We start from the raw sequence: 23,668 nt of genomic DNA, 5'->3' as shown, positions 1-23,668 counted from the left end.
ATTGCATTTAAAAAGAGGATAATGGATCAATCACCAGTCGTTGCCGCTCATCGTTTATGAGGACACGCTCAAAGGTATTGATCACCTCGTCACATGTAATAACACGTCCTAGCAGGGTATCTAATCCCACAGCCCTTTCAAGCAGACCTTTTTGTAGGAGTTCCTGTTCTGCTGGCGTGTGACCTAATAAATATGCCAGCAACTGACTATCCCATTGTAAAAGCACACCCGCCTGGAGTAGACTGCCGCACTTCCTGCGAATCATGTCGAAGCCAACCACCTTGCGCTGACCCACTACTACCTCGTAGGGAGAAAGGGAGCCATAGCAGGCGCGGTTCATCAACATCTCATATTCCCTGGTCTGCGGCTGCCTGCGCAGCGCGCGCTGCGCATGGGCCTCCTCTGGCGTCACCATGCTTGTCTCGACCCCCAGTTGGGCCAGCGTAGTCACCCATGATTCGCCAAGCCAGCGATACGATTCAACCAGATCGGGTAAGTGGAGAGGATGATCGGCCGGTAGCACCACATCCAGGCTAAGCAAGCTCGGACCTACCAGTACAGCGGTTCCTCCCGCGCGCCGGTGATAGATAGGAAATGATCCAGCCGCCAGAGCAGCTGGATTGAGGATATTTTCCTTTTGAGAAAACCCGAGCACCAATCCGGTGGGCTGGGCCAGTGACCAATAAATGGTGGCGGGATCACCAGGTTGAACATTGCTCAAAAGTTGCTCGCCAAGCTCAATGTGTTGTTGCTGATCGGCAATCGTTAGCGGATAGATGAGCCAGTTACTCATAAATGCTTTTGTACTTTTCTCTGTTGATTTCTGAAAATTTGCTTTTCATTGTATCACGCTGGTGCCCTGGTGTCACATGAAGTCGCGCGCTAAGAGCCCTCCTCTTGTAGCGTCTGCCGCTTGCGTGCATGCATTTCCAGGCGTTCATATAGCTGCTGCTGCATATTTTTGAGCCCATTCATCTTTTGCTCAATTAGCACCAGTTGTTCGCGAATAATCTCATCGGAGCGATCCAGGTGCCGTAGCTTTTGCTGTGTATCTGCGCCCTGGCGAAAAGCCGTCCTTTCCTGCTCACGCTCATCTTCAGCCTGCAAGAACTTGCGAATCTCACTCAGTGAAAAGCCCATCAGCTCGCGCAACGACTTGATGTACATGATGCGCTGTAAATCTTCTTCGGTGTAGCGCCGATAGTTACCCTCGGTACGCTCAGCCTGGGGGAGCAGCCCCATCTCTTCATAATAACGCAGTGTACGCTTTGTCAACTGGGCGCGCGTTGCTACCTGCTCAATTGAATAATAGTTCTGTGTTGTTGTGTTTGGATCTGGCTCTTCATCATCTGGATGTGTCATCGCGATCGACTCTCTTTATACTAGGGCTGTCGGGCCCTGATAGGCATGCCTTGCCTCTGGTGAAGCGAGCACCATGCGCAACTCAGTGTATCAGATTTCATAGAATGGAACCGGTACTCGAAAAGGCCTGGAACAACCTTCATTATACCGCTAACTGGTGACAGCTTATTCTCTCATATCATTAACGTTCACGTCAATGTTAAGGCAACGTTTTGTGCGGGAAAATAAGCCTGCCATTGCACAATGTATGGTAAAATGATGAGTGTGGTAATGCCCTGATTATGATTGAATAGGGGATGGAGATAAGTGAGTTGGGGGATTGGAAACATGTGCAGGACAGGCATATGCCTGAAGGTATTGCATAGCGCAGGTTGAAATAGTCAAACCAGAGCCGTGGTTGTTTTTCGAGGCGAGGATAATTGAGATGCATGATACATTATCTTCTCTGGTTGAGAGAGCTATTGCCGGACAGCATCGTCCGCTTGAGTTTTATTTGCGTGAGCATAGCCGTCTACCAGGCTCCAGGCCTAACTTTGAACTGGCCAATGATTTTGCCTATCTAATGGCTGCGGCCAGTGCGAAACATCGCAATAACGTTCTTTCCCTCATCTATACCTTTTCTAGTCCTGATGGGATGCTTGCCGCTAGCGATATGCCGTCCGAGTTTATCATCCTTTGTGGTGTAATTGCAGCCGGAGCCTGTGCGGCCGCCCAGAGCGAATGGCGCGAGCAGGTCGCTGGCATGCTCAGCCACTACGCCTGTAGCCGTTCGGGGCATATCACAGAGGCCGTCGCGACAGCTTTTCAGCATCTTCTGGGTGTCGACGCTCCGACGACCATGTCATACCTCTCCCGTTTGGCAATCAGTGATAGCTTCTTGCAGCAGAGGGCCGCCATCGCCTCTATTGCTGAGTCGCGCCTGCTCTATGGCACTGAACTTGCCGAAGGTGCTTTACAACTACAACGTACGGTGCTTGAGCATATCTTGCAGGTACCTCTGTCAGAGCGCAAATGCGAAGATTTCCGCGTCTTGCGTCGTACACTGGGCTACACCCTGAGCGTTGTCGCGGCCGCCTTGCCCGCCAAAGGCTTTGCCTTTATGCGCGAGTGCGCTTTATGGAATGATAGCGATGTAAATTGGATTCTACGCGAAAATCTCAAAAAGAAGCGCCTGGCGAAATACTCTCAAGAGATCGCCGTCGTGACCGAACTGCTCACGTAACGCCCCTTATCGGTCCGTTTAGAAAGCGAAATCAGCAAGAGCATGGCGTATCGCGGGTGGGCGGCAGGGATTGCGAGATCAGAGCGTCTATGGTATCATGACACGCTGATAGACAACAGCAGAAAACCCCAACTCCCACCTGGACGCGCTGAACGCGTCATGGTTGGAAGAAAATTAGGATACATGTCAGATCTTTTCTATGCAATGACTATGCCCGGGTTGGAAACGCTGGCTTTTAGCGAGATTCGCGCCACCCTACCCGAGTCTACACTGGTGAAATTTATGCGTGGCATCGCGCTCTTTCAGACCCCAGAACTCCCTGAGAACCTGTTGGACCTGCATACGACTGAGGATGTTTTTGTGGCGCTGGCCCATATCAAGGGGCTGCGGCGCGGACCCGATGCATTGCGCGTTTTACATAGCGCCACCCTCAATGCCGATCTTACTGATGCAATCGCGAGCTGGCGCCGTGGACATCATGGGGCGCGTCCCAGGACATGGCGTGTCGTAAGCCAGATGGTCGGCTCCTACGATTTTCGTCGCGTCGACGCAGGCCAGGCGGTAACCGCTGCGTTGCGCAAGAGCATGCCGCACGGTATGCGCCCGGTTGAAGATGACGCGGATCTGGAGGTCTGGCTCTGGTTAGGCGGGGGCGATGTTCTGATCGGGGTGCGACTCAGTGATGCTACGATGCGTCATCGAGCTTACAAACATCAGCATTTGCCCGCTTCCCTGCGACCCACCGCCGCCGCCGCTATGGGATGGCTCTCTCAGCCCACCCCTGAGGATATCGTTTTGGATCCCCTCTGTGGCGCTGGCACGATCCTCATCGAGCGCGCCCTGCTGGGTCCGGTAACGCGAGAACTGGGTGGCGACATCCGTGAACAGGCGGTCAACATAGCACGGCGCAACGTCCGCGCAGCTGAAGTCGATGTGAGCTTGAAGACCTGGGATGCGCGTGCGCTTCCTCTGGGAGCCTCTAGCGTGACGCGTATCATCACCAATCTCCCCTTTGGCAAGCAGATTGGCACACGTGAAGATAACGAAGCGTTGTATACTGCATTAATACGTGAGTTCGATCGCGTGCTCGCTCCAGGCGGTCTGATGGTTTCGCTAACCAGCGAGGACCGCCTGTGGGATCGCATCATTCAGGAGCATGGGTGGAAGACACAGAAAAAAGTTGTCTTTGTGGTGCTTGGTCAACCGGCCAGTATCTTTGTGTCGGAACGGGCATAATTTTTCGTATGCCATTTAGCGTCAGGCATTCCCCTCTTTTCTGGAGAATGCTGGCGCAGGAACAAACAATATCGGAATAAAGAGAGGAGACTACTCCCTTGGCTAATGCAACTACTGCCGATTTTCGTAACGGCATGGTTATTCGCTATAATAATGATCTCTGGACAATTACTGAATTCCATCATGTCAGTCCAGGAAACTGGCGTGCGTTTGTTCGCACGCGCTTAAAAAACCTCAAAAATGGTCGCGTGATTGAGCAGCGTTTTCGTGCCGGTGAAGATGTTGATGAGGTACGTGTCGAGCATCAAAACTGGCAATTTCTATATGTTGATGGAGATGATTATGTCTTCATGAACACCGAAACCTTTGATCAGCAGCCGATTCCTAAGGAGATGCTGGGCGAGGCCATCAAATTCCTGAAAGAGCAAGATGTGGTTGAGATGCTGGTCGATGGGGAGAATATCATCGCCGTGCAGTTGCCGAACTTCCTGGAACTGACCGTTGAGAGCGCCGAGCCCGGCGTACGTGGTGACACAGCCAACAATGTCACCAAACCCGCCACTTTGGAGAGCGGCGCGGTGGTCAACGTACCACTGTTCGTCAATCCTGGCGACCGCATCCGTATTGATACCCGCACCGGCCAATACGTTGAGCGTGTCAAGTAAAGAGGGGGCTTTACAGAATTAATGGGCACAGGCGCGAATGCGTCTGTGCCCATTAATTCTGTAAAGGCGGCGTGTGGGGGCACACTGCGTTCCCCCGAATCGAGGCATGCTGAGAAGCAGGCCTTCCTCAATGCTTATGCACAATTAGATCTCGCACATAGGCAAAGATGCCTGGAAAAAAGAGGATCAGCACCATCAGTACCATAAAGCCCAGTACGGTCGGGATGGTTTCCAGGGTGGTCTGTCTCCTGTTCTCTGCGGGCGTTCTCACAATACGCATGGCAATGATGAGCACAAAGAAGATAATAACCACCACCCATAGTATAGTGGTGATCAGAGGGTTGGCAAGAAAAGACATAGGTATAGTAACATCTTTCTATATATATTGTCCGACTTCATCAACGCGTGACCGAGATGGAACAGGGATAGGGCGCTAACTAGCGCGTATGGAAGAGCAGAGACCATAGATGTGGCCCATAGATGAAGAGGGCAATGATAATTGATAGAATGGCGTTCACCAATACGGCGCCGGCCGCCACATCCTTGGCAATCTTCGCCAGGGGATGGTAGTTGGGTGATGCCAGATCGATGCAGAGCTCTATCGCCGTATTGATCATTTCCGCGATAAAGACCCCGCTAATGGCGATAAAGACCAGGGCAAATTCAATGGCCGAAATATGGAGAAGCACGCCCAGCAGAATCGCCAGCACCGCCATCGTCAGGTGTACGCGTATATTGCGCTGCGTGCGAATGGCATACCAGAGTCCCTGGAAGGCAAAGCCGAAACCCGCGATAAACTTGCTTAGCTCATTGCGGGAGGTATGCTTATGCAGTGGAGGCCTGGGTGCTTGTTCCGGCTGTTTCATGACCGATATGCCTTTTGCCCCAGTTTTTGCAGTACCCCCTGTTGAATCGCCACCATTGCCTGGTAGCCGGACTCTGTATGGTCATCATAGCCGATCAGGTGCAGTACACCGTGGGAAAGCAGGTAGACGAACTCGGTGGTCTCTTCATGGCCAGCCTCACGCGCCTGGCGTTGCACTGTAGGCCAGGAGATGACGATATCGCCAAGGTTTGTAGCCATACCAGGTGGTGTAACAAATGCTGGCGTGGAGACCTGCTCCTCACCGTCTTCGCTTTCCTGGTGTGTCCATAATTGTTCAGCTGGCGCCTGAACGATGGGTTGCTCTAAAAGTGGGAATGACAGCACATCCGTTGCTTTGTCCTGTTCACGATACTTCCTGTTCATCTCCTGGATGCCAGCATCATCTGTAATGAGCAAGGTGAGCATGACAGGTTGTGTAATGGCGGCTGCCTGCAATGTAGAGTTGACTACCTCATCCAGGTCGATGGCAGAGACAACCTGTTCTACCTGTGCGTCCTGAGCTTCATTGCTGAGATTAAGATATAACTCGATGGCTGGATGTTCTTGCATGAAAAAATCCTCAAAAATAGGAATGCACTTGTAGTTGAGGGTGTGGAAGATACTCTGCTTGAGTAGAAAGAGAAGCTAAACATCTTACCTGAGACACGTTTCTGAGAGGCATCATAGAGAGCCGGGACAGCATCTTATATGCCTCTCAGACAAAAACGTACTGCCTTACTTCAGGCGCAAGTCCGAGGCACCCAGTTTAACCTCTGCGTGCGGCCTTACGCTGTCGGGCAGCTTCTTTTCTTTTGCGTTTAATGCTCGGTTTCTCATAATGTTCACGGCGGCGTGCTTCAGCGAGGATACCATCCTGCTGAATTTTGCGGTTGAAGCGCTTCAGCGCCGTCTCAAACATCTCGTTGCTACCGATTTTAACTTCCGTCACCAGATCCCCCCTCTCACGGCCTGGTTTAAAGTAGGATGAATTGCATTTACATGCTGTAACTACTTCGTGGACCTGCGCCAAAATTATAGTGTAGGTACTTCTTCGTGTCAAGGTGTGGTGGTTTCCGGATCACCTTTTTTGGGCAGCTTTTTTGCCAAAGGCGATGATAAACACAATGAAGCCGAACACCAGGATACTGAACAGGGTAATGATACGATCAAGCAAGATGGCCGCGGCCGTCTGATTGACAAGGTCCACGCCCTTATAGAACAGGGCGATCATCGCCGCCATGCCTCCTTCAACCAGTCCCACGCCCCCGCCTGTGGCCGGGATGACCGTCAGGAGAGCTTCTCCCAGCCCAATAAAGATTGAGGCGGTCAGAATATGGATGAGGTTGCCATCGATCAAATTCAAGGCCAGGGCGATGAAGAGGAAGCGCAGAGCCTCGCAGCTCCATACTCCCATGGTCAGCAGGGTCAGTTGCGGTAAGCGGCGGAACGAGCCCAGCGTCCCCTCTTGAAAATGATAGTACTGTTCACGAAAGCGCCCCGGTATAAGTTTGGCGATCGACTCACGCATCTGGCGCAAGACGAATAGACCGATGACACCAATAACCACCGCGATCAGCAGAATCTTCATGCCCAGGGCGATCTGGGGAGGCATATTCTGGTGCAGGCTGATCAGGACGGCAGGAATAAACAGCAGGAGCAGTATGATTAAGTCCAGCAGCCGCTCCGCCAGGACCGTGCCGAAGCTGCGCGTTGTCGAGACATTAATCTCCTGGCGCAGCAGATAGGCGCGGTAGAGATCCCCTAATTTGGCGGGCACCACCACATTGGCGAAGAACGAGATATAGACGATCTCCACCAATTTGGGTAGGCGTGGGAGATGAATGCCATTTTCAGGTTTAAAGCCAACGTTTTCGAGTAAAAACTTCCAGCGCCAGGCGCGCAGACCAAAGGAGAGATAATAAATGCAAAATGCACACAGAAAAAAGATGAGATTGGCGTGCCTGATGGCCGCCCATGTTTTCTGGGGATTGATATTTGCTTTGAGGGCCACAATGACCAGGGCAACGATCACAAATGCCAGTGGCACCAGGGTCCGCCAGTTCAAGAGACGCTTGCCCAGCGCGAGCTGATCTCGGGAGACCTCCTCTACATGCTGCTTGCCCATCGTTTCACGTTCGGACTGCGTAACGTCAGATGTATTTTCTATAGCGCTTGCATGTGTCGATTGTGCTGTTTGTTTACCATCTATGGCAACCTGGCTTATACGCCGGGCCTCGTCATCATCACGAACCAAGACGACATCCTCCACATCTTCTGGCTATTACAGATTCGCACTACATCGTACTGTGCCTATAGGTTAGCGTGCATCAGGCAAGGCATAAACGGGAAGAGCAGTTGTTTATGCGCCACCTCTACCCAGTATACTGCCATTGTCTAAAAAACGGCTTTTGCGTCTCCTGTCTTCCATGACTTGAGCGGTAATAGGATCGGGTGTTTTCTCCATCGCGATGGAGAACGAGCGGTGCGTGCTGTACAGGTGCCAGTGACGGCACCTGTACAGGGTGAGGATAGAGAGCGTGCCTATTGATGTTCTTAATGGAAGAAGATAGATATGTGATCAAATATCGGGGTGATATATCCCTGGCTATGGTTAATAGAGTACATCTCGTGTTGACCTGATATGACGGTTGCCTGGCACCATCGTTATCCTCTATCTCTATTGTTCGTATCCCGAAAAAGAACATCTCGTTGCCATCACACTTCCGGCTGCATCAGCCAAAGCAGGGATATGCACTCAGGAAATAGTTGAATACTGACCAATCCGTTTGCTAAACCATTCGATCGTCTGACGCAAACCTTCTTCCATGCTAACTTTGCGTTCCCAGCCCAGAACCTGGTGCGCCTTGGTTGTATTGGCCCGACGGCGCTCGGGATCATCGACGCGGCTGGTTTCAAAGCGAATTTCGGAGGAAGAATTGCAGAGGCGGATAATCATCTGTGCGTATTCCAGCACAGTATGTTCCTCGGAGCTTCCCAGGTTAAACACTTCACCGGTCGTATTGGGACTAAACATGGCGCGCATCAAACCTTCAACCAGGTCGCTTACATATGTGATGCTGCGTGTCTTGCTGCCATCTCCATAAATGGTGATAGGCTCATTTTTTAGCGACTGTATGATGAAATTAGGGATCATGCGACCGTCTTCAATGGCGCTATTGGGACCATAGGTATTGAAGATACGCACGATGCGAACATTGGTTTGATACTGCCGATAGTATTCCATAACCAGTGTTTCACCCAGGCGTTTGCTCTCATCGTAGCAGGCCCGTGGCCCGATCGAATTGACATTGCCCCAGTAGTCCTCACTCTGAGGATGGACTAGTGGATCACCATAGATCTCCGATGTAGAAGAGATCAGGAAGCGAGCATTGTTTTTGCGCGCCAGTTCTAGCATCCGATGGGTGCCAACGCTATTGACCAGAATGGTCTCGATGGGATGTTCCAGATATCCAACCGGGCTGGCCGGGCTAGCAAGGTGAAAGATCACCTCGGCATCGCTCTCAAATGGCTGGGTCACATCATGCTGCAAAAACGTGAAATGAGGATGGTCAATAAATGCGTGAATATTTTCAATGGAACCGGTTATGAGATTATCAACACAGAGAACAGTATGTCCTTCATCAAGTAAGCGTTCACAGAGATTGGAGCCAATAAAGCCTGCTCCACCTGTAACTAAGATTTTCAATGAGAACCTCCAGACATAGATAATATCTTTTCATAGATATTTGTACCTAATGGGTAGACGAACCGTACACCGGTTGGTAACAAGCATAGCATAATAGATTAGGCTCCTAAACTGGCTCATGCTACCTGTTTTTGTGTACGTTCCAGGCCCCCATAGACGATGATGGTTCCCTGTCTATCCTGTGTTGATTCAGGGGATGTTTTGTGTAAACTGACGAATGAGCGTTATGAGCGCTGTTTTTCGATCTGAACGACCTACAGCTCATCTGATGAAATGGTTGGCTTTGACTGTTTATTCCTACAACCAATACGTTTTAGTGCTCAATTTCGTCACAGGCTATTCATTAATAGTACCACATTATGCTGCTTCTGCCTGATGACGCTTCCATCTCTGGTAGAGCACCTCATCGCCCCAACTCAGGAAGCCGCTGGTCGTAAAGCCATGTACGATTGTTACCGCCAGCAGTGAATGGGGACCGGGTAAGAACAGGTAGACCAGGCTAAAAACCAGACCAGCCAGGCCAACGCCGCCAACGCTGCGCCAGTTCCATTTGCCCAGGCGATGATAGAGGGTGTAGACGGCAGTGCTGATCAGCCAGCCCAGGAAGAGTGAATGGGTCCACTGAGCGATCGCGGCCAGCATAAAGCCGCGGAAGAAAAGTTCCTCGACGGGTCCGTTAATAAAAAGATAAAAGCTTGTTTGAATGCATTGATCGGCTGCCGTAGGCTTACGGAACCAGCGGCCGACGATAAACATCCGATAAGTAGCCGCGAATGCCGCCATGCCGATTCCCACCAGCAGACCAATCAAGAGGTGGAGCGGCACATTGGTCAGGGTGAGTCCCAGAAAGCTCAGTGGCAGGTGAAAAATGGCGATATAGCCCAGCGGCACCAGAGCCATAGGGATGATGCGCATAAGAATATCCGGCCACATCCAGCGCCATGTGCTGGCGACGGTCGAATAGACGAGCTGCGAAGACTTTTCTGATGACACACGTTTTCCTCTTCGAGGTAAAAAGACGGTATTTGCCCGGGTTGTTGCCATTACTTACACTAACTTTCTTGTCGGGTTTTTGTTTAAGGAATTGTTAATAGATGTTAAGTTAGTGTAAACAATATGAGTGCCATTTGTCCAGTAGGATAATGCTAACGCCCCGCCGAGCGGGTCAGCGAAACCGCTGGAGTTGATCGAGACCTTCCTGTACTTCCTCGTGTGAAAAATCGCCCAACTGGAGGTCTGTGGTGCTCTTCTTTTGCAGGCGCTGGTAAAATTCCTGACCCGCCTGCAACGTCTCTGGCGAAGGATGTTGTTCTAGCAAATCGAAGAGAAAATTCTCTGCCTGAGCGTACATGCCTCGCTGTTCGTAGTAACGGAACAGCTTTTGCTGTATATGAGCGGGCAATGCATAGTCGGCGAGCTTGTGAATCAACTCCTCCGCCTCGTTGTAGAGCGGCGAGTCGCTGCCCACATGCTCCTGAAAAAGTAGTTCGAGGAGCAGATAGAGGGATTTCGTATAGCGATAATAGCTCTCGTTGCTGTTGGCCAGTCCTTCATAGGCCGCGCCTTCTTCTTTCAGCATCGAGGCGATCCATAGGGCGCTGTCGACATTCAATTTACCCAGGGGAGAGAGGCTCTGCAACAGTAATTCATCCGCAAGCGAGTTGATGAAGCGCGAGGTCAGCCCCGTATATTTGAGCAGGAGGTTATCGATGGCGATGAGTTCATCTTGAAAGCGATTGCGCTTGCGCAGCCCGATCAAGATTGAGAGCTCGTAGCCGATCTGCTCGGCCAGGCGCAGGATGTAATCTTTATTAATCATATGCCCTCAACTTTGTGAGAATGCGTCTGACTTCAGTTATTACGGGGGCACCTATGCGCCCCCGCACGCGCGTCCGCTGCGCAGCCGCGCTAGTTTTGTGTATTGGTGCATGGGGTGCGCATCCGCGCACCCCATGCACCAATACACAAATATGACCCCTGAGCACCGCAGATGCCCACAAGTCCATGGTGTGTTGGTGCAGCAGTGGCGCGCAAGCGCCCCAGCACGACGACACACTCTGAGAACAGTGCTAAACAATAAGGCATCCATGATGGATGCCTTATTGTTTAGCACTACGTCTCTCTAACTGTTGTGTTCCAGTTTGGCGATGGCCTGATCGATACGTTGCATACAGACATCGCGGCCCAGGACCTCCATCATCTCAAAGAGTGGAGGCGTGGCGGTGCGTCCGCTGACGGCGGTGCGGATCGTGCCAAAGAGCTGACCCGCTTTGAGACCCAGTGTGGCGACCAGTTCACGTAACTGCGCCTCCAGCAGCGTATGTTCCCAGCTATCCAGGCTATTCAGAAGGTCGCGCGCCTGTATCAGGGCGTCGCGGGTGCCGGCGGCATCCATTTTTTTCTGGATTAAGATGTCCAGGCTATAATCGATCTCTTTCTCATAGAAGAAAGAAACGACGTATGAAGCTTCTCCCAGCGTTTTCAGGCGTTCATGCTCAAGTGCCAGCACGCGTGTCGTATAGCTAAGATCCAGTGGACGCTGGATGCTGTCGGGCAATCCCCCCTCGGCCTCGGGGCGCTCCATGTATGGAAGTGTACGCTCCACCAGTTCCTGCAGGCTGAGCTTACGGATATAGACGCCGTTCATCCACAGCAGCTTTTCGGGATCGTAGATGCCCGATGAGATACCGATCTTCTCCAGTGTAAAGGCCTTGATCAGTTCTTCTCTGGTAAAGAGCTCAGTCTGATCATCATAGGCCCAGCCGAGCAGGGCCAGGAAGTTAAAGACGGCCTCTGGTAGATAACCTTCGCGTTTATAATCAGACCAGGAAGGAGCATTACGGCGTTTGCTGAGCTTCTTTTTGTCCTTCCCCAGTACGTTTGGTACATGATAGAACAGCGGGGGTTCCCAGCCAAGAGCTTGATAGATCTGCACATGGCGTGGCGCGCTGGAGATCCACTCCTCGCCGCGCAGAACGTGGGTAATGCCCATCAGATGGTCATCGACCAGGTGCGCCAGGTGATACGGGGCCAGTCCGTTTGTCTTCAAGATAACGGTATCGTCCAGGTCGCTATTTTTGAAGACCATATCGCCGTGCAGCATATCATGCACGATGGTCTCGCCTTCTAACGGCATGGCGAAGCGTACCGTCCAGGTTTCGCCCGCCGCCTCGTGTGCCGCGCGCTCCTCCGGGGTCAGATAGCGGCAGCGTCGATCGTAGCGGGGAGGTAGCTTATTAGCGATCTGCTCTTTGCGCATCTCATCCAGGCGCTCAGGTGTGCAGTAGCAACGATAGGCGTGTCCAGACTCGATGAGTTGGCTGGCATACTGTTGATAGAGAGCCTTCCTCTGCACCTGGTAATATGGACCGTAGGGGCCGCCAATGACCGGACCCTCATCAACATCCATTCCCAACCATTCCAGACCACTGGTGAAATCTTCAACCGCTCCTTCTACAGTGCGTGCCAGGTCTGTGTCTTCAATGCGTAGGATAAACTTGCCGCCACTGTGGCGGGCAAACAGCCAGCTAAAGAGGGCGGTCCGAAATGCACCAATATGTAGAAATCCGGTGGGGCTAGGTGCGAAACGCAGCCGGGGCGTCTGAGTCAACTCCGGCTTTAGTCGCCCCTCCGTACGGTTGTCAATCTGTGTCATACGAAGAATGGTTCTCCTTCAACTTCTTTACTACATCTCCGATCTATTGTAACATAGCATAACTGTGCTGGATAGCATGCGAAAAACAGCATGTCCGTCTCCCTTTTTCTTAGCAAAGGTTCCTGGAAAGGTTATCGTTTATGTCTTCGCGCTTACCCGCTGCCGAACTGCTTCCTGATACGGTTACTATTTCCCCGCACGGTGAATTATTGATCGCAGGCCGAAAGCTGAGTGACCTGGCACGTATGTATGATACTCCGCTGTATATTTTTGATCGGGCGACGATTATGAATGCGTGCGCACGTTACAGGCAGGCCTTTTCCACTGATTATACCGCATCGACTGTACGTATCCTGTATGCCTCCAAGGCGTATATTTCTCCGGTGCTGGCACGGTTATGTATGGAACAGGGGTTAGGGCTGGATGTCGTTTCAGGGGGCGAACTGCAGGTCGCCCGGCACGCCTCTTTCCCTATGGAGCGCATCTCTTTTCATGGAAACAACAAGTCAGAGGCGGAACTGCGTATGGCGGTAGACCTGGGCGTGGGCCGTATCGTACTCGATAACTGGAGTGAACTGGAGCGCGTGACGCGCATAGCGCAGGAGACGGCGACTCGTCCGGCGGTCCTGGTGCGTGTCGCGCCTGATATCGATACCGACACGCATAAATATTTGCAGACCGGGCACGCGACCGCTAAATTTGGCTTTCCGCTGGCCACCGGTGACGCGAAAGCCGCCCTGCTGCGTATCCTGCGCGATGATCGCCTGGACCTGGCTGGCATTCATGCTCATAGCGGAACCCTGCTGCGCGAGACACGTCCCTATGAAGAGTGTGTGGAGCGCCTGCTCTCCCTGGCGTGTGAGATCTATCAGGAAACCCGCTGGTGGCCGGAAGAGATCAGTCCGGGTGGTGGTTGGGGCATCGAGACCGTCGATGTATTGCAGATGCCCCCGGTTACGCTGCTGGCTCAAGCTCTGCAACGGACCGTTGAGGCGTTGCGGCCGACGTTGCCCGCACCCATGCCAACCCTGATTCTGGAGCCGGGTCGCTCACTGATCGGGCGCGCGGGACTGGCTGTCTACCGCATTGGAGCCACGAAGGCGACGCCGGGGGGCGTGAATTATCTCTTTGTTGATGGCGGCATGGGCGATAATATCCGGCCAGCTCTCTACGGCTCTCGCTATACAGCCCTGGCCCCTGAGCATGTCTTAGAGCCAGCCAGCCAGACCTACAGTCTTTCTGGCCGCTATTGCGAGTCGGGGGATATGCTGATCGAGCAGGTTGAGCTACCTATGCTGTACGAGGGTGATTTGATCTGTCTGCCGACCGCTGGCGCCTATAGCCTTCCAATGGCCAGCAACTATAACCTTGTTCCTCGACCGGCAGTCATTATGGTTGATGAAGCAGAGATAGTTATCATGGAACGACGTGAAACGTATGAAGATATATTGGGAAGATATCTGGCCTGACGGCTTTCGCCGTTTTTATCCCTCCTGTCTTCGCGCTTAGGAGCGGGGAGCGACGAATGCAACCATCGGCGGGCCAGGGAGATTAAGGAGTTGCATGCGCATGGGCATCTGGACGTTGAAGAAGAAGCCACCACAGATAGATGAACACGATCAACCGACAGAACCTGTGCCGCATGATATCTTTCCGGGCCCGCCGTCTTCTCCGTCTGCGCATCCGACATCGTCGGGTTATGATACCATTCCGGTTCCGCATACGACGAACCACACCTTTTATCCCATACCACCAGTTCCCGTAACCGGTGCCACTCCAGCGCAGCCAGGGAGGCGAGAAGGAATGCCCGTATCCATGGCATGGGGACAGAGGTTGTCACAAAGCATAAACACCCTTCCTCTACGTTTGTTGCCCCTGGAGTTTGGGTTATGTTTTGTGGGCATACAAATACTGCTACTCGTGCGTTTTGTATGCAAAGCATGGAATCTCGCACCGGATGGTGGATGGGTGGGAACTATCTATCAGATCAGCGATATGGCGCTGCTCCCTTTGCAGATGCTACTTCCCCCACTGCATCAGGTTTTTTTCACTCGCATTGAGCCCTACACACTCCTGGCGATCGTGCTTTATGGCTTCTGTTCGCGCATACTGGTCCATATCTTAAAGATGATCATTTATGCGCATATAGGCATAGATAGGGCGAATAGCCAGGGGAGCAACGTAAGGAAAACGGTAGACAGAGCGAACTAATCTTTACCGAATTCGTCCAGGACGTCCAGGCTATTAATGAAGTCGCGATAGGCATCCAGGTTTTCCTCTTCCTCCTCCTCATCTTCCTGCTTCGTCTCTGATCGCACATTCGGGGGTTGTGGCTCTTCATTCTGTTCAGGAACAACGCCGGCACGTTCCAGGACACTTTCCTCAACATAGATGGGAGTCTTGGCCCGTACTGCGAGCGCGATAGCATCGCTGGGTCGAGAGTCGATCTCAACATGTCGACCATCTACATCAAGGATGATGCGAGCGTAGTAGATTTCATCGATCAAATCAGAGATTACGATACTTACAATTTTCGCGTTAAGCTCTTCAATGACGTTCTTAAGAAGGTCATGCGTCAGTGGTCGCGGCGAAGTGGTTCCTTGCAGCTCGACGGCGATAGCATATGCCTCTGCATACGCTATCCAGATGAAGAGATAGCGCTCTTGTTTCGTTGCTTTTAAGATGACCACTCGCTGCTGCGTAGCCAGGTTTATGCGCACGCTCTCAACTGTCATCTCTACCATAGTTTTTCTGACTCTTTCTTTCGTGCGTGGATCCGTCGAATACCTAATGCATCTATTGTACACCTAGTAAAGCATAGGACGCAAATTATAACGCGTCGTTGGACAGCTTCGTGTATCTCAATGTGCCTTTGCAAGGAGTATAACAAAACCAGCAGCTACTGCCAAGTCCCGAGGATCGATAAGAATGTCTGTTTGAAAAATCCGTTCAAAAAAAGCTTGTATTGCCTATGCTGTTGTGGTATTATCATCTGGAATAGTCGTTCTAGTTTTTGGCTGTGTGGGGAAGTTAGCTGAGGTGTTCAGAAAGGCAGGAGACCATACTATGTCGTTGGAGCAAGCCAGCGAAATACAACGCCGCATGTATGATTTCATTGTAAATTACATGAAATCAGAGGGGATGCCCCCCACAAATCGCGAGATTGGTCGCGAACTTAACATTGCCAGTACTGGCCACGTTGATTATCATCTTACCATGCTGGAAAAGAAGGGCTTGATCTCGCGCCAGGCGAAAAAGAGTCGCGGTATCAAACTTACCAAGCAGAGCCAAGGTATCCCTGTCATGGGCACAATCGCAGCAGGAGAGCCCCTGGATATATACGAGGGAGCTTCCGAGACAGTCGATATGGGCCATAACATGGTAGATACCGAAAATTCATATGCTCTGGTTGTACGCGGCCGTTCTATGATTGAAGATCACATTTGTGACGGAGACTACGTGGTGATTAAGCGCCAGGAGACCTGTCAGAATGGCGATATCGTCGTGGCGGTTCATATGCAAGAAGGGGTAAGCGGAAGCGCTACTTTAAAGCGTTTCTTCCAGGAAAAAGAGCACGACCGGGTTCGCTTACAGCCGGCGAACTCAGAGTTGGATCCCATTTTGATCCCCAGGAGCATCTGGGATCGCGAATGGCAGATTCAAGGCAAGGTCGTAGCCATCTTCCGCCAGTGCATCAGTGCTGCCTGAGCCCTGAAAGCTCAGCTGTAGAACTGATTATTCCCCTTGCCAGCCATAGCGGCGCGATTTTTCATCATAGACGGGAATCAAAGATCACCGGTACGCCTCTCGTAGCTACCGGGTAGCATGGTCTTGCTCCCGTCTTTATTTTTTCTGCCTTCCAACAGATATAGAATACACTTTTATATGCACTTGCGCCTGTTATTATCTGTTAAGCATCTCCTGAACGACCTATGCTCTTGTACTCTTGGATCTATTCTGCTATACTTCTACTAGAAGGTTAGTAGGGATTTATTCTGTTGTGAGCCTCAAATTTTTGTGAAAGCTCAGAAAGGATGCGAGCCTTTGTTAAAGGCTGTTGCTGCGGCACTTGTCCTTATTGTAGGAGCCGCAGTTGTTCTCTGGTATGCAAACACCCTCAACTCCTGGGTTCTTGGTGGGTTAATAGGTGGCCTGGCGGCACTACTTCTAAGTATTCCAATCTCTTTAACGCTTTTTTCGTTTCTCGCTCGTCGCCATGAAGAGCAGGAACGCGCGCGCTTGCAGGATGAAGAGTTTGAAGAAGAGCCTCGCTCTGCCATGTATGTCTATCGACAGGCGCCCGAGCGCCGGGCGCGAACGATCTGGATCGAGGAAGACGATAGGTATACGCCGCGCAATCGTGGCGTGTGGGGTGAGGAAGGCGAGTATGAGGAATATGAAGAAGAGCGTCGTTACCTGCCGGCTCCAACCAGAAGAGAATTGCCTCCTCCATTTCCACGCAACCAGGCCTCTGATGAATACCCGGCGTATCGACCCCCTTCAACGCAACGCCCCAGGCCCACACCTCGTCAGCTAGCGCCACGCGATGGAGAGAGCCCCAGCCGGCGTCACACGACACGCCGCCTGCCCAATCCTGCTTTTCCGGGTTACCAACCTGAGATGACGCGCAGCCAGTTTCAATCGCAGGCGTTGCGCATCGCGCGACAGGAAGCATCGCAGCGTTCAGAAGATGCCGCGCAGGACGACTCTCAGGGATATCGTTCGCGTCGCCCATCCTCTTCGTTGACGAACAACCGCTCTACCCGCAAGCCGCCCAGTTCACATGGCTATCGTCAGACCACCAGGCAACTTCAGGATACCGATGGCTCTTATCGCTACACCCAGCGTGGACGACGCATCGTTGATGCCAATCCATCACCCAATAGTCCCTATCGGGCAATTTCGGAAGATGAGGATTTAAGTGCCCAAAAGTACCATTACAGGGAACCAGAAACCGACGTATTTCCGCCAGATTTTATGGGTACTGATCTGAAGAAGCCGCTGCAGCGACGTGCACCATATATGTATGAAGATGATCCTTTAAAGGATGAGCTGGCGCAGCAATTGGAGCCACCGATAACACGCCGCTCCTCACGTAATCTGACCAGCAGCCACGATGAAGAGTAGGCTATTCTACCTCTTTTTGAGGTACTGACGGTTCTGGCCTCTTTCAATAAAATGTGCTAGTATGAGACAAAATCGCAAGCTCTACGAAGGAGGCAGACGTGGCCCATTTCATGGATCTCTTAACAACGTTTATCACCAATCTGTATATCTCGACTGGCCTGTTAGGTATTGTTCTGGCAATGGCAATTGAGAGCTGCTGTATTCCCCTGCCCAGCGAAATCGTCATGCCGGTGGCGGGCCTCTTATTAGCGCAGCACAAAATTCTTCCAGGAGTCAGCACTCCGATGGGCATTGTTGCGCTGGGCCTGTCTGGTGCGTTAGGGTGCCTGATCGGTTCAACCATTGCTTACTGGATTGGCTACAAAGGTGGTCGTCCCTTGATGTTAAAGTATGGGCGCTACGTATTGATCTCACATCACGATGCCGATATTGCCGACCGTTTTTTCCAGCGCTGGGGTAGCCCCACCGCATTCTTCTCGCGCTTACTGCCAGTGGTTCGTACCTATATCTCGCTACCCGCTGGTATCACCAAGATGTCCTTTACCAAGTTCTGTATCTATTCCTTCATTGGCTCTTTCCCCTGGTGCGTATTGCTGGCCTACGCCGGTGTGGTTCTCAATGGCAATATGACGACCATCGAACCATATTATAAGAGCTTTGAATATGTGATCATTGCTGCCATTTTTGTCCTGGTCGTGCTGTATGTCTGGCGCCATCTGCGCAACGACCGCCGCGCCCGCCTGGCGCATGAAGAAGTCGAAGCCGCAGCCGCCACTGAGGGCAGCCAGCCGATAAACAACGCGCAGTTCCAGCAGTCACAACAGTCCTGGAATCAAGCGGCTAACAACACCCAGTTCCAGCAGCCACAGCAGCCCTGGAGCCAGTCGGCCGGAAATTCACAGTTCCAGCAGCCGCAGCGACCAACACAATCCCAGCCTCCTCGTCGTTCATAAACAGCTTATTTCTCAAACTATGCAGAAGGGGTACCTATTCCACATGGATAGGTACCCCTTCTGCTCTGTAAGACATTGGTCTTGCTTTTAACAGGCTCATTTTTGCCAGGTGAGTGCTTATTGGCTGGCCTGGTTCAGTGTATCAAACTCTTCCTGTGTTAGCTTAAGCTAACTTCTTGCTGGTTCGTGATCTTTACCTTCTGGTGACTGAAGAATATGGATCTCCCTTCCCTTTTTTAGAAAATGATTTCTCTTTGCGGGAAGTTTCACTCTCTAACCTCTCGCGAGCTAGAACAGGGTATTCTGGACGGGGGCATTGGGTGGAGGGTGTGGCGCGATTACAAAGACGGGGATACCGGCCTGGCGGGCCGTGACGGTGGCATTGCTATGAAGACCCTGACTGATGCCATCCCAGAACGCGACGATGATCGAGACCGATTGTACCAGCGCATCTGCCGTGTTGCCCGGTTGCATGGGTTTTTCAAGAGAATATTCCTCGACAGTGTAGCCATAGCGGCGCGCGCTGGCCAGCGCATGCTGCTCAACCTTGCTTGTATTTCCTGCCACCACCACGCAACTGGCGGGCAGGTGGGCAATCAATGACGTTACCAGTGAAAGCGGGGCGAACGCGGGTTCGCCAATCACGGCAACGCGCAATGGCTGTGGTGATTGCTGAAGCGCCAGGACGGAGATCGCGTGTAGGGCTGATGCCAGTTGGGCAACATGAGAAGCCACGATAATCCTTTCCATGTCAATACATACTATTGAAAACAGAGCAGTTAGCATACCAGGCAGGCAGCAGGGAGTGCCTGGTATAAATCATACAAGAATTTGACTGTTTGTCCAGGTGTTGTGATCGCGCTGTGTGGTGGCGAGGGAGGTGATCATCCCTTATCATCAGGGGGCTGGCCCCGATGTGCCAGTTGCCGTGCTCGGGACATTGCCTGGTGACTTTTCGGGAAATTCCTCGGGATGCTGCTTGACCCAGGAACGCCAGTAGGCCAGCACAAAGATCTGGAGAACACCCGCGATCGGCGCGGCAAACAGCGCTCCCAGCAGGCCAAAGAGGTCCGCCCCAATCAGCAGGGCCCCGATAGAGATAATGGGATGGATGCCAACGGCATGCCCCAGGATACGTGGTGCCAGCACCTGCCCATCCAGACCCCCCTGCACAATGCTTGAGAAGATGAGCGCGATCAGCGCCGTCTGCCATCCTCTGGTAGCTAAAGTCAACAGGAGAGCAATGCCAATAGAGATATAGGAGCCAATCTGAGGAATGAACTCGAAGACAAAAATAATGATCGCGATCAGCATGACATACGGTACGCCGATAATGCTGTAACCGATCCACATGATTGTACTGATGACCGCCGCCAGCGTCATTTGCCCCCGTATAAAGCCTCCCATGGTGTTATGCAATGTATCTAGAAAGAAATTGATTTTGCCACGTGAGCGTAGCGGCGTCTTTTCACGCAGCCAGTTAATCGTTTTGTTCCCCTCCAGTAGAAAATAAACGCTCAAAGAGGTAACAATAATCAAATTAATGATTAATAAGAAAATGCTATTGACCACCGGAAAAACGTTGCCCACCACCGATAAAACATAATTGAGCACCTGCTCGCCAGAAGATAATATCTGGCTGGGCGAGATGTTGACGTTGCTCAACTTGTTGATATATGGCTGCAGGCGTTGCAGAAGGTCTGGCAGGCTCTGCTGAATGGATATGACGAGCGCTGCCAGTTGACCGATAGCCGTGAGGACGACAAAATAGATGAGCAGCAGCAGCAGCAGTAGCACTCCCAGATAGACGATCAGAATAGCGAGCGGCCGGGGGATAAAGCGTTCCAGCAATCTGACCAGGGGATAGATAACGTAGGCGATGAGGGCTGAAATACCCAGGGTGATGAGCGCTCCCAGGATCTTGCTGAGTATAAAGCCGATACCGATCAGGATAATCATCCAGGCGACGATTGTTAACGCGATCAGGAAACGCCTGGTCCATGCCGCGGTGGGTGTTTGATCGCCTCTGGGCACCATATTGTAATCAGATAAAGAGGACATTCAATCTCCCCTCGCTCTCCGGATCACGATATCCGTTCAAGACGACATGTGGACGCATAAAGATGATATGTCAGGCAGTAATACTGAGAACATATCAAACGAGTCGGCGTTTTGCTTCAACCAAAAGATGTAATCAGAGGATGTAAATTGGAAGATCAATGCGAGAAAGAGGAGAGGAGAGAACAACCAGAGCTTTTCAGCCTGTGGAACCGACTTGATGTGTGAATGGTGCAAGGTGAACACCCGGCCCTTGCACCATTCATGAATCTGACTATGCTGGACGATGCTTATCGTTACGGACTGGTGGCTCTACGGCTCCTGCATTTATACTGTTGACATACATATAAGCGTCGTGACGGACGCTAAATGAGCGCACGATTGGATCATTAGGGCCCGGGCCGCCGCTGGCGGATAGGCGTTCACGTATCAAATAGACCTGCTCGGTTAAAGGTTGTACATAGTAGCGATTTTTCATCTTGAAATGCCTCCACTGAGAACCCCCCCACGAAAGGGTGTAGTTTATTCTTGTTATATTGCGCCTGCCAGGCGGTTTCACCCATCTATATAGTCATGCACATGAATGGTGCTGTTTGTAGGTTACCTGGTTGTTGCCCGTGGTAGGACGCGGTATTGAGCTAACGCGGAATGTTTATCTTGCATATCCCCTGTTTATGGGGCAGCCGAACATTCCGTAGAAAAGTGTATGGACAGGTGGAAATAAACGTATGCTGAAAATCATCAAAAGACACCTGCATTGTGTACTCAAACTTTGACATTTCCATGCAAAGGAATGTAATCCCCTTCAATCATGTGAACGTAGCGATTTAGAATGGTGCTACGTCTCCTAACCATAGATCAGCTTGCTTGCAACTACTGGAGGTGGCTGAGATGGCCGTAAGTGCGCGGCAGCTTGCCACTTTGGCGTACGCGAATACCTGTATGTAATATCACAGCATCCATGGGAAGAACTGGCGGAGGATGCCGTTTTGTAAGAGGGTACGGTTCGCGAGAGCAACTGTAAGACCATTAGAGTATAGCCTACTTTCACCTAAAAGACAATATTTTTAACTGTTGATTACAGGCATCAAAATCGCCATGAGCTTTATATGCGGTAAGAGAGTAGCATTGCTGGCCTGAGCAAACCAGCAGCGCTACTCTCTTACCGGGCCGACTCCGCGGCCGCTCCTTTGCCGCGTGCCATCGCGGTAAAGATGCCCAGGGCCGCGAAGGCGGCACAGCCCATCAATGCGGCGTGGAAGCCACCCATGAACATCTGCTGTAGTGAAGAAATTCTTGCGGGCGATAGTGCGCGTGTTTGGCTGGCGAGTAGATTTCCGGCTATAGCGCCGCCCAGACTGGCAAAGATGGTGCCCATCATCGCCACGCTTAATGCCTGGCCGATGACGCGTCCAGTGGCTAGCAGGCCTGACGCCTCGCCCTGGGCCGAACGCGGCGCGGCCCCCATCATGGTACGGGTATTGGGCGATTGAAAGATACCCTGGCCAATACCGATAACCAGCAGCCGCCAGATAATATCCCACAGCGTGCTCTGCGCGCTTATCTCAGAGAGCAAGAAGAGTCCAAAACAAGCTATAGCCAGTCCAATAGGCGAGAGCCAGCGTGAGCCGATACGATCAGCCAGCGCGCCGCTCAGGGGAGCCAGAATGGCCATTGTCAGCGGTAGAGGTGTGAGCATCAGCCCTGTCTGCTCGGTCGTGAAGTGCCGTAACTGCTCAAAGTAGAATGGCATCAGAAAGCCTGGTGCGAACAGGGCCATCATGCACAGCATAAAGGTAATATTGGCAAAGGCGAATGTACGATTGCGGACCAGGTTTAAATCTAAAATGGGATGAGCTATACGGCTCTCGACGTAGATCGCAGATCCCAATGTGACAACACTGATGACCAGCGTAATGATTAATCCGGCCGACAACCAGCCCCATTCCTGACCGAAGGAGAGTCCCAGGGTAAGCGTCGAGAGCCCAATGGCCAGCAAAGTAGCGCCCAGGGGATCAAAACGGCTGCTTTGTCCGCGGGCTGGACGAATCTCTCGATAAACATAAAAGGCGGCGCATAACACCAGCAGGCCCAGTGGCACGTTAACATAGAAGATCCAACGCCAGGTCAAATATTGAGTGATCAACCCCCCAATAGTTGGCCCCGCGCTGACGCCCAGTGATACTACAACCGCGTTTAATCCCAGCGCCAGTCCCCGTTCATTGTTAGGGAAGGTGCTGGTGATCATGGCGATGTTGACCGCGAAGATCATTGCGCCACCTACCCCTTGAAAGATGCGCGCCAGGATCAACATCAGCAGGGATGGCGCCATGCCACATAGGGCGGACCCGCTGATAAAGACGATCAGGCCAGCTAAAAAGATAGGTTTGCGCCCGATTAAATCCGCCAGGCGGCCAAAGGTCAGCAAGACGGCCGCGATCACAACCAGATAGCCAATAATGATCCACTCGATTTCCCCGCTCACTCCCACATGGAATGTGTTTGAAATGGCGGGAAGGCCAATATTCACAATCGAACTATCCAAGGTCGTCAAAAAACCGCTCGAAGCGGCTAAAATAAGTACAGCCCACTTATTCACCCCCGGATGCACCTGTCCTGGTAAATGGGTAATGGATTCCGATGCAACCGGCTTCTCTGACCTTACGGCCTGTACCTCCCCCTGTGATGCTGTTTCAAATCCTCCATGAAATACTTGTTTATGTTCATCATGCATGCCTGATCTCCCTGGAACAAAAAGATAACGTTTTCTATCTAAGTTATAACAAAAAAAGGGTCGAATGTCTTCCCTTTTTGTGGTG

The 23,668-nt window shown here is 51.9% G+C and carries 23 protein-coding genes; 7 read left to right on the top strand and 16 right to left on the bottom strand.

Annotation, left to right across the window (positions count from 1 at the left end):
• Positions 1-7 precede the first annotated feature (7 nt).
• Both KTT_RS04955 and KTT_RS04950 read right to left on the bottom strand, forming a co-directional pair.
• Entirely contained in the window at positions 8-793 is a 786-nt protein-coding gene (locus tag KTT_RS04955) for a lipoyl protein ligase domain-containing protein (protein WP_126594927.1), read from the bottom strand.
• A gap of 89 nt (positions 794-882) precedes the next feature.
• Positions 883-1,362 carry a MerR family transcriptional regulator gene (locus KTT_RS04950; protein WP_126594926.1) on the bottom strand — a complete coding sequence of 160 codons (480 nt, stop codon included), beginning with the start codon at positions 1,360-1,362 and terminating at the stop codon, positions 883-885.
• Between the two features lie 424 nt (positions 1,363-1,786).
• Here KTT_RS04950 and KTT_RS04945 point away from each other — a divergent pair, with 424 nt between their 5' ends.
• The 3 genes from KTT_RS04945 (at position 1,787) to efp (ending at position 4,485) form a co-directional block, all read left to right on the top strand.
• Positions 1,787-2,584: a hypothetical protein gene (locus KTT_RS04945; protein ID WP_126594925.1), complete on the top strand. Its 798-nt coding sequence runs from the start codon at positions 1,787-1,789 to the stop codon at positions 2,582-2,584.
• A gap of 183 nt (positions 2,585-2,767) precedes the next feature.
• Entirely contained in the window at positions 2,768-3,820 is a 1,053-nt protein-coding gene (locus KTT_RS04940; protein WP_160145642.1) for a THUMP domain-containing class I SAM-dependent methyltransferase, read from the top strand.
• Between the two features lie 98 nt (positions 3,821-3,918).
• Positions 3,919-4,485, top strand: coding sequence for an elongation factor P (efp, locus tag KTT_RS04935; RefSeq protein ID WP_126594923.1), 567 nt, complete (start codon positions 3,919-3,921; stop codon positions 4,483-4,485).
• A gap of 127 nt (positions 4,486-4,612) precedes the next feature.
• Here the strand turns inward: efp and KTT_RS04930 are convergent, their stop codons facing one another.
• The 9 genes from KTT_RS04930 to gltX all read right to left on the bottom strand — a co-directional run bounded on the left by KTT_RS04930 (position 4,613) and on the right by gltX (position 12,711).
• Entirely contained in the window at positions 4,613-4,843 is a 231-nt protein-coding gene (locus KTT_RS04930) for a hypothetical protein (protein ID WP_126594922.1), read from the bottom strand.
• Between the two features lie 79 nt (positions 4,844-4,922).
• The gene (locus tag KTT_RS04925; protein ID WP_126594921.1) at positions 4,923-5,351 is read right to left on the bottom strand and encodes a diacylglycerol kinase family protein; all 429 of its coding nucleotides are present in this window, start codon (positions 5,349-5,351) and stop codon (positions 4,923-4,925) included.
• A complete protein-coding gene (ybeY, locus tag KTT_RS04920) occupies positions 5,348-5,920 on the bottom strand; it encodes an rRNA maturation RNase YbeY (RefSeq protein WP_126594920.1) in 573 nt (190 codons plus the stop codon). The genes KTT_RS04925 and ybeY overlap by 4 nt, the downstream gene beginning before the upstream one ends.
• Before the next feature lie 196 nt (positions 5,921-6,116).
• Entirely contained in the window at positions 6,117-6,299 is a 183-nt protein-coding gene (gene rpsU, locus KTT_RS04915; RefSeq protein ID WP_126594919.1) for a 30S ribosomal protein S21, read from the bottom strand.
• A gap of 129 nt (positions 6,300-6,428) precedes the next feature.
• Entirely contained in the window at positions 6,429-7,604 is a 1,176-nt protein-coding gene (locus KTT_RS04910; protein ID WP_126594918.1) for a lysylphosphatidylglycerol synthase transmembrane domain-containing protein, read from the bottom strand.
• Positions 7,605-8,105: 501 nt separating this feature from the next.
• A complete protein-coding gene (locus KTT_RS04905) occupies positions 8,106-9,056 on the bottom strand; it encodes a UDP-glucuronic acid decarboxylase family protein (protein WP_126594917.1) in 951 nt (316 codons plus the stop codon).
• 357 nt (positions 9,057-9,413) lie between these two features.
• A complete protein-coding gene (locus KTT_RS04900; protein WP_160145641.1) occupies positions 9,414-10,049 on the bottom strand; it encodes a CPBP family intramembrane glutamic endopeptidase in 636 nt (211 codons plus the stop codon).
• A gap of 172 nt (positions 10,050-10,221) precedes the next feature.
• Positions 10,222-10,875 (bottom strand): DUF6483 family protein, encoded by a 654-nt coding sequence (locus KTT_RS04895; protein ID WP_126594915.1) that lies wholly within the window; start codon positions 10,873-10,875, stop codon positions 10,222-10,224.
• Between the two features lie 303 nt (positions 10,876-11,178).
• Complete coding sequence (gene gltX, locus KTT_RS04890; RefSeq protein ID WP_218030833.1) at positions 11,179-12,711, bottom strand: glutamate--tRNA ligase; 1,533 nt, start codon at positions 12,709-12,711, stop codon at positions 11,179-11,181.
• A 140-nt stretch (positions 12,712-12,851) separates the two neighbouring features.
• Here gltX and lysA point away from each other — a divergent pair, with 140 nt between their 5' ends.
• Positions 12,852-14,180 carry a diaminopimelate decarboxylase gene (gene lysA, locus KTT_RS04885; RefSeq protein ID WP_126594914.1) on the top strand — a complete coding sequence of 443 codons (1,329 nt, stop codon included), beginning with the start codon at positions 12,852-12,854 and terminating at the stop codon, positions 14,178-14,180.
• 738 nt (positions 14,181-14,918) lie between these two features.
• Here the strand turns inward: lysA and KTT_RS04880 are convergent.
• Complete coding sequence (locus tag KTT_RS04880) at positions 14,919-15,455, bottom strand: bifunctional nuclease family protein (protein ID WP_126594913.1); 537 nt, start codon at positions 15,453-15,455, stop codon at positions 14,919-14,921.
• 322 nt (positions 15,456-15,777) lie between these two features.
• Between KTT_RS04880 and lexA the strand changes: the two genes are divergently transcribed.
• From lexA to KTT_RS04865, 3 genes are all read left to right on the top strand, one after another.
• On the top strand, positions 15,778-16,419 hold the full coding sequence (gene lexA, locus KTT_RS04875; protein ID WP_126594912.1) for a transcriptional repressor LexA: 642 nt from the start codon (positions 15,778-15,780) through the stop codon (positions 16,417-16,419).
• A 336-nt stretch (positions 16,420-16,755) separates the two neighbouring features.
• Positions 16,756-17,838 (top strand): hypothetical protein, encoded by a 1,083-nt coding sequence (locus KTT_RS04870; RefSeq protein ID WP_126594911.1) that lies wholly within the window; start codon positions 16,756-16,758, stop codon positions 17,836-17,838.
• 98 nt (positions 17,839-17,936) lie between these two features.
• Complete coding sequence (locus tag KTT_RS04865) at positions 17,937-18,791, top strand: DedA family protein (RefSeq protein WP_235845602.1); 855 nt, start codon at positions 17,937-17,939, stop codon at positions 18,789-18,791.
• Between the two features lie 288 nt (positions 18,792-19,079).
• Here the strand turns inward: KTT_RS04865 and KTT_RS04860 are convergent, their stop codons facing one another.
• The 4 genes from KTT_RS04860 to KTT_RS04845 form a co-directional block, all read right to left on the bottom strand.
• On the bottom strand, positions 19,080-19,526 hold the full coding sequence (locus KTT_RS04860; protein WP_126594910.1) for a hypothetical protein: 447 nt from the start codon (positions 19,524-19,526) through the stop codon (positions 19,080-19,082).
• Positions 19,527-19,688: 162 nt separating this feature from the next.
• Entirely contained in the window at positions 19,689-20,852 is a 1,164-nt protein-coding gene (locus tag KTT_RS04855) for an AI-2E family transporter (RefSeq protein ID WP_126594909.1), read from the bottom strand.
• A 271-nt stretch (positions 20,853-21,123) separates the two neighbouring features.
• The gene (locus KTT_RS04850; RefSeq protein ID WP_126594908.1) at positions 21,124-21,327 is read right to left on the bottom strand and encodes a hypothetical protein; all 204 of its coding nucleotides are present in this window, start codon (positions 21,325-21,327) and stop codon (positions 21,124-21,126) included.
• 684 nt (positions 21,328-22,011) lie between these two features.
• Entirely contained in the window at positions 22,012-23,583 is a 1,572-nt protein-coding gene (locus tag KTT_RS04845; RefSeq protein ID WP_126594907.1) for an MFS transporter, read from the bottom strand.
• Positions 23,584-23,668 lie beyond the last annotated feature (85 nt).

The sequence above is a fragment of the Dictyobacter aurantiacus genome, assembly GCF_003967515.1.
GTDB classification, from domain to species: domain Bacteria; phylum Chloroflexota; class Ktedonobacteria; order Ktedonobacterales; family Ktedonobacteraceae; genus Dictyobacter; species Dictyobacter aurantiacus.
Note: the sequence above shows the minus strand (reverse complement) of the source record. Positions and strands in the feature narration are given on the sequence as shown.

What these genes read in the sequence shown, in the direction of transcription:
- KTT_RS04850 (WP_126594908.1), bottom strand. Translation starts at nt 21,327, where the DNA reads ATGAAAAATCGCTACTATGTACAACCTTTAACCGAGCAGGTCTATTTG.
- KTT_RS04855 (WP_126594909.1), bottom strand. Translation starts at nt 20,852, where the DNA reads ATGTCCTCTTTATCTGATTACAATATGGTGCCCAGAGGCGATCAAACA.
- lysA (WP_126594914.1), top strand. Translation starts at nt 12,852, where the DNA reads ATGTCTTCGCGCTTACCCGCTGCCGAACTGCTTCCTGATACGGTTACT.
- KTT_RS04955 (WP_126594927.1), bottom strand. Translation starts at nt 793, where the DNA reads ATGAGTAACTGGCTCATCTATCCGCTAACGATTGCCGATCAGCAACAA.
- KTT_RS04945 (WP_126594925.1), top strand. Translation starts at nt 1,787, where the DNA reads ATGCATGATACATTATCTTCTCTGGTTGAGAGAGCTATTGCCGGACAG.
- ybeY (WP_126594920.1), bottom strand. Translation starts at nt 5,920, where the DNA reads ATGCAAGAACATCCAGCCATCGAGTTATATCTTAATCTCAGCAATGAA.
- KTT_RS04930 (WP_126594922.1), bottom strand. Translation starts at nt 4,843, where the DNA reads ATGTCTTTTCTTGCCAACCCTCTGATCACCACTATACTATGGGTGGTG.
- gltX (WP_218030833.1), bottom strand. Translation starts at nt 12,711, where the DNA reads ATGACACAGATTGACAACCGTACGGAGGGGCGACTAAAGCCGGAGTTG.
- KTT_RS04940 (WP_160145642.1), top strand. Translation starts at nt 2,768, where the DNA reads ATGTCAGATCTTTTCTATGCAATGACTATGCCCGGGTTGGAAACGCTG.
- KTT_RS04895 (WP_126594915.1), bottom strand. Translation starts at nt 10,875, where the DNA reads ATGATTAATAAAGATTACATCCTGCGCCTGGCCGAGCAGATCGGCTAC.
- KTT_RS04880 (WP_126594913.1), bottom strand. Translation starts at nt 15,455, where the DNA reads ATGGTAGAGATGACAGTTGAGAGCGTGCGCATAAACCTGGCTACGCAG.
- KTT_RS04845 (WP_126594907.1), bottom strand. Translation starts at nt 23,583, where the DNA reads ATGCATGATGAACATAAACAAGTATTTCATGGAGGATTTGAAACAGCA.
- lexA (WP_126594912.1), top strand. Translation starts at nt 15,778, where the DNA reads ATGTCGTTGGAGCAAGCCAGCGAAATACAACGCCGCATGTATGATTTC.
- KTT_RS04925 (WP_126594921.1), bottom strand. Translation starts at nt 5,351, where the DNA reads ATGAAACAGCCGGAACAAGCACCCAGGCCTCCACTGCATAAGCATACC.
- KTT_RS04950 (WP_126594926.1), bottom strand. Translation starts at nt 1,362, where the DNA reads ATGACACATCCAGATGATGAAGAGCCAGATCCAAACACAACAACACAG.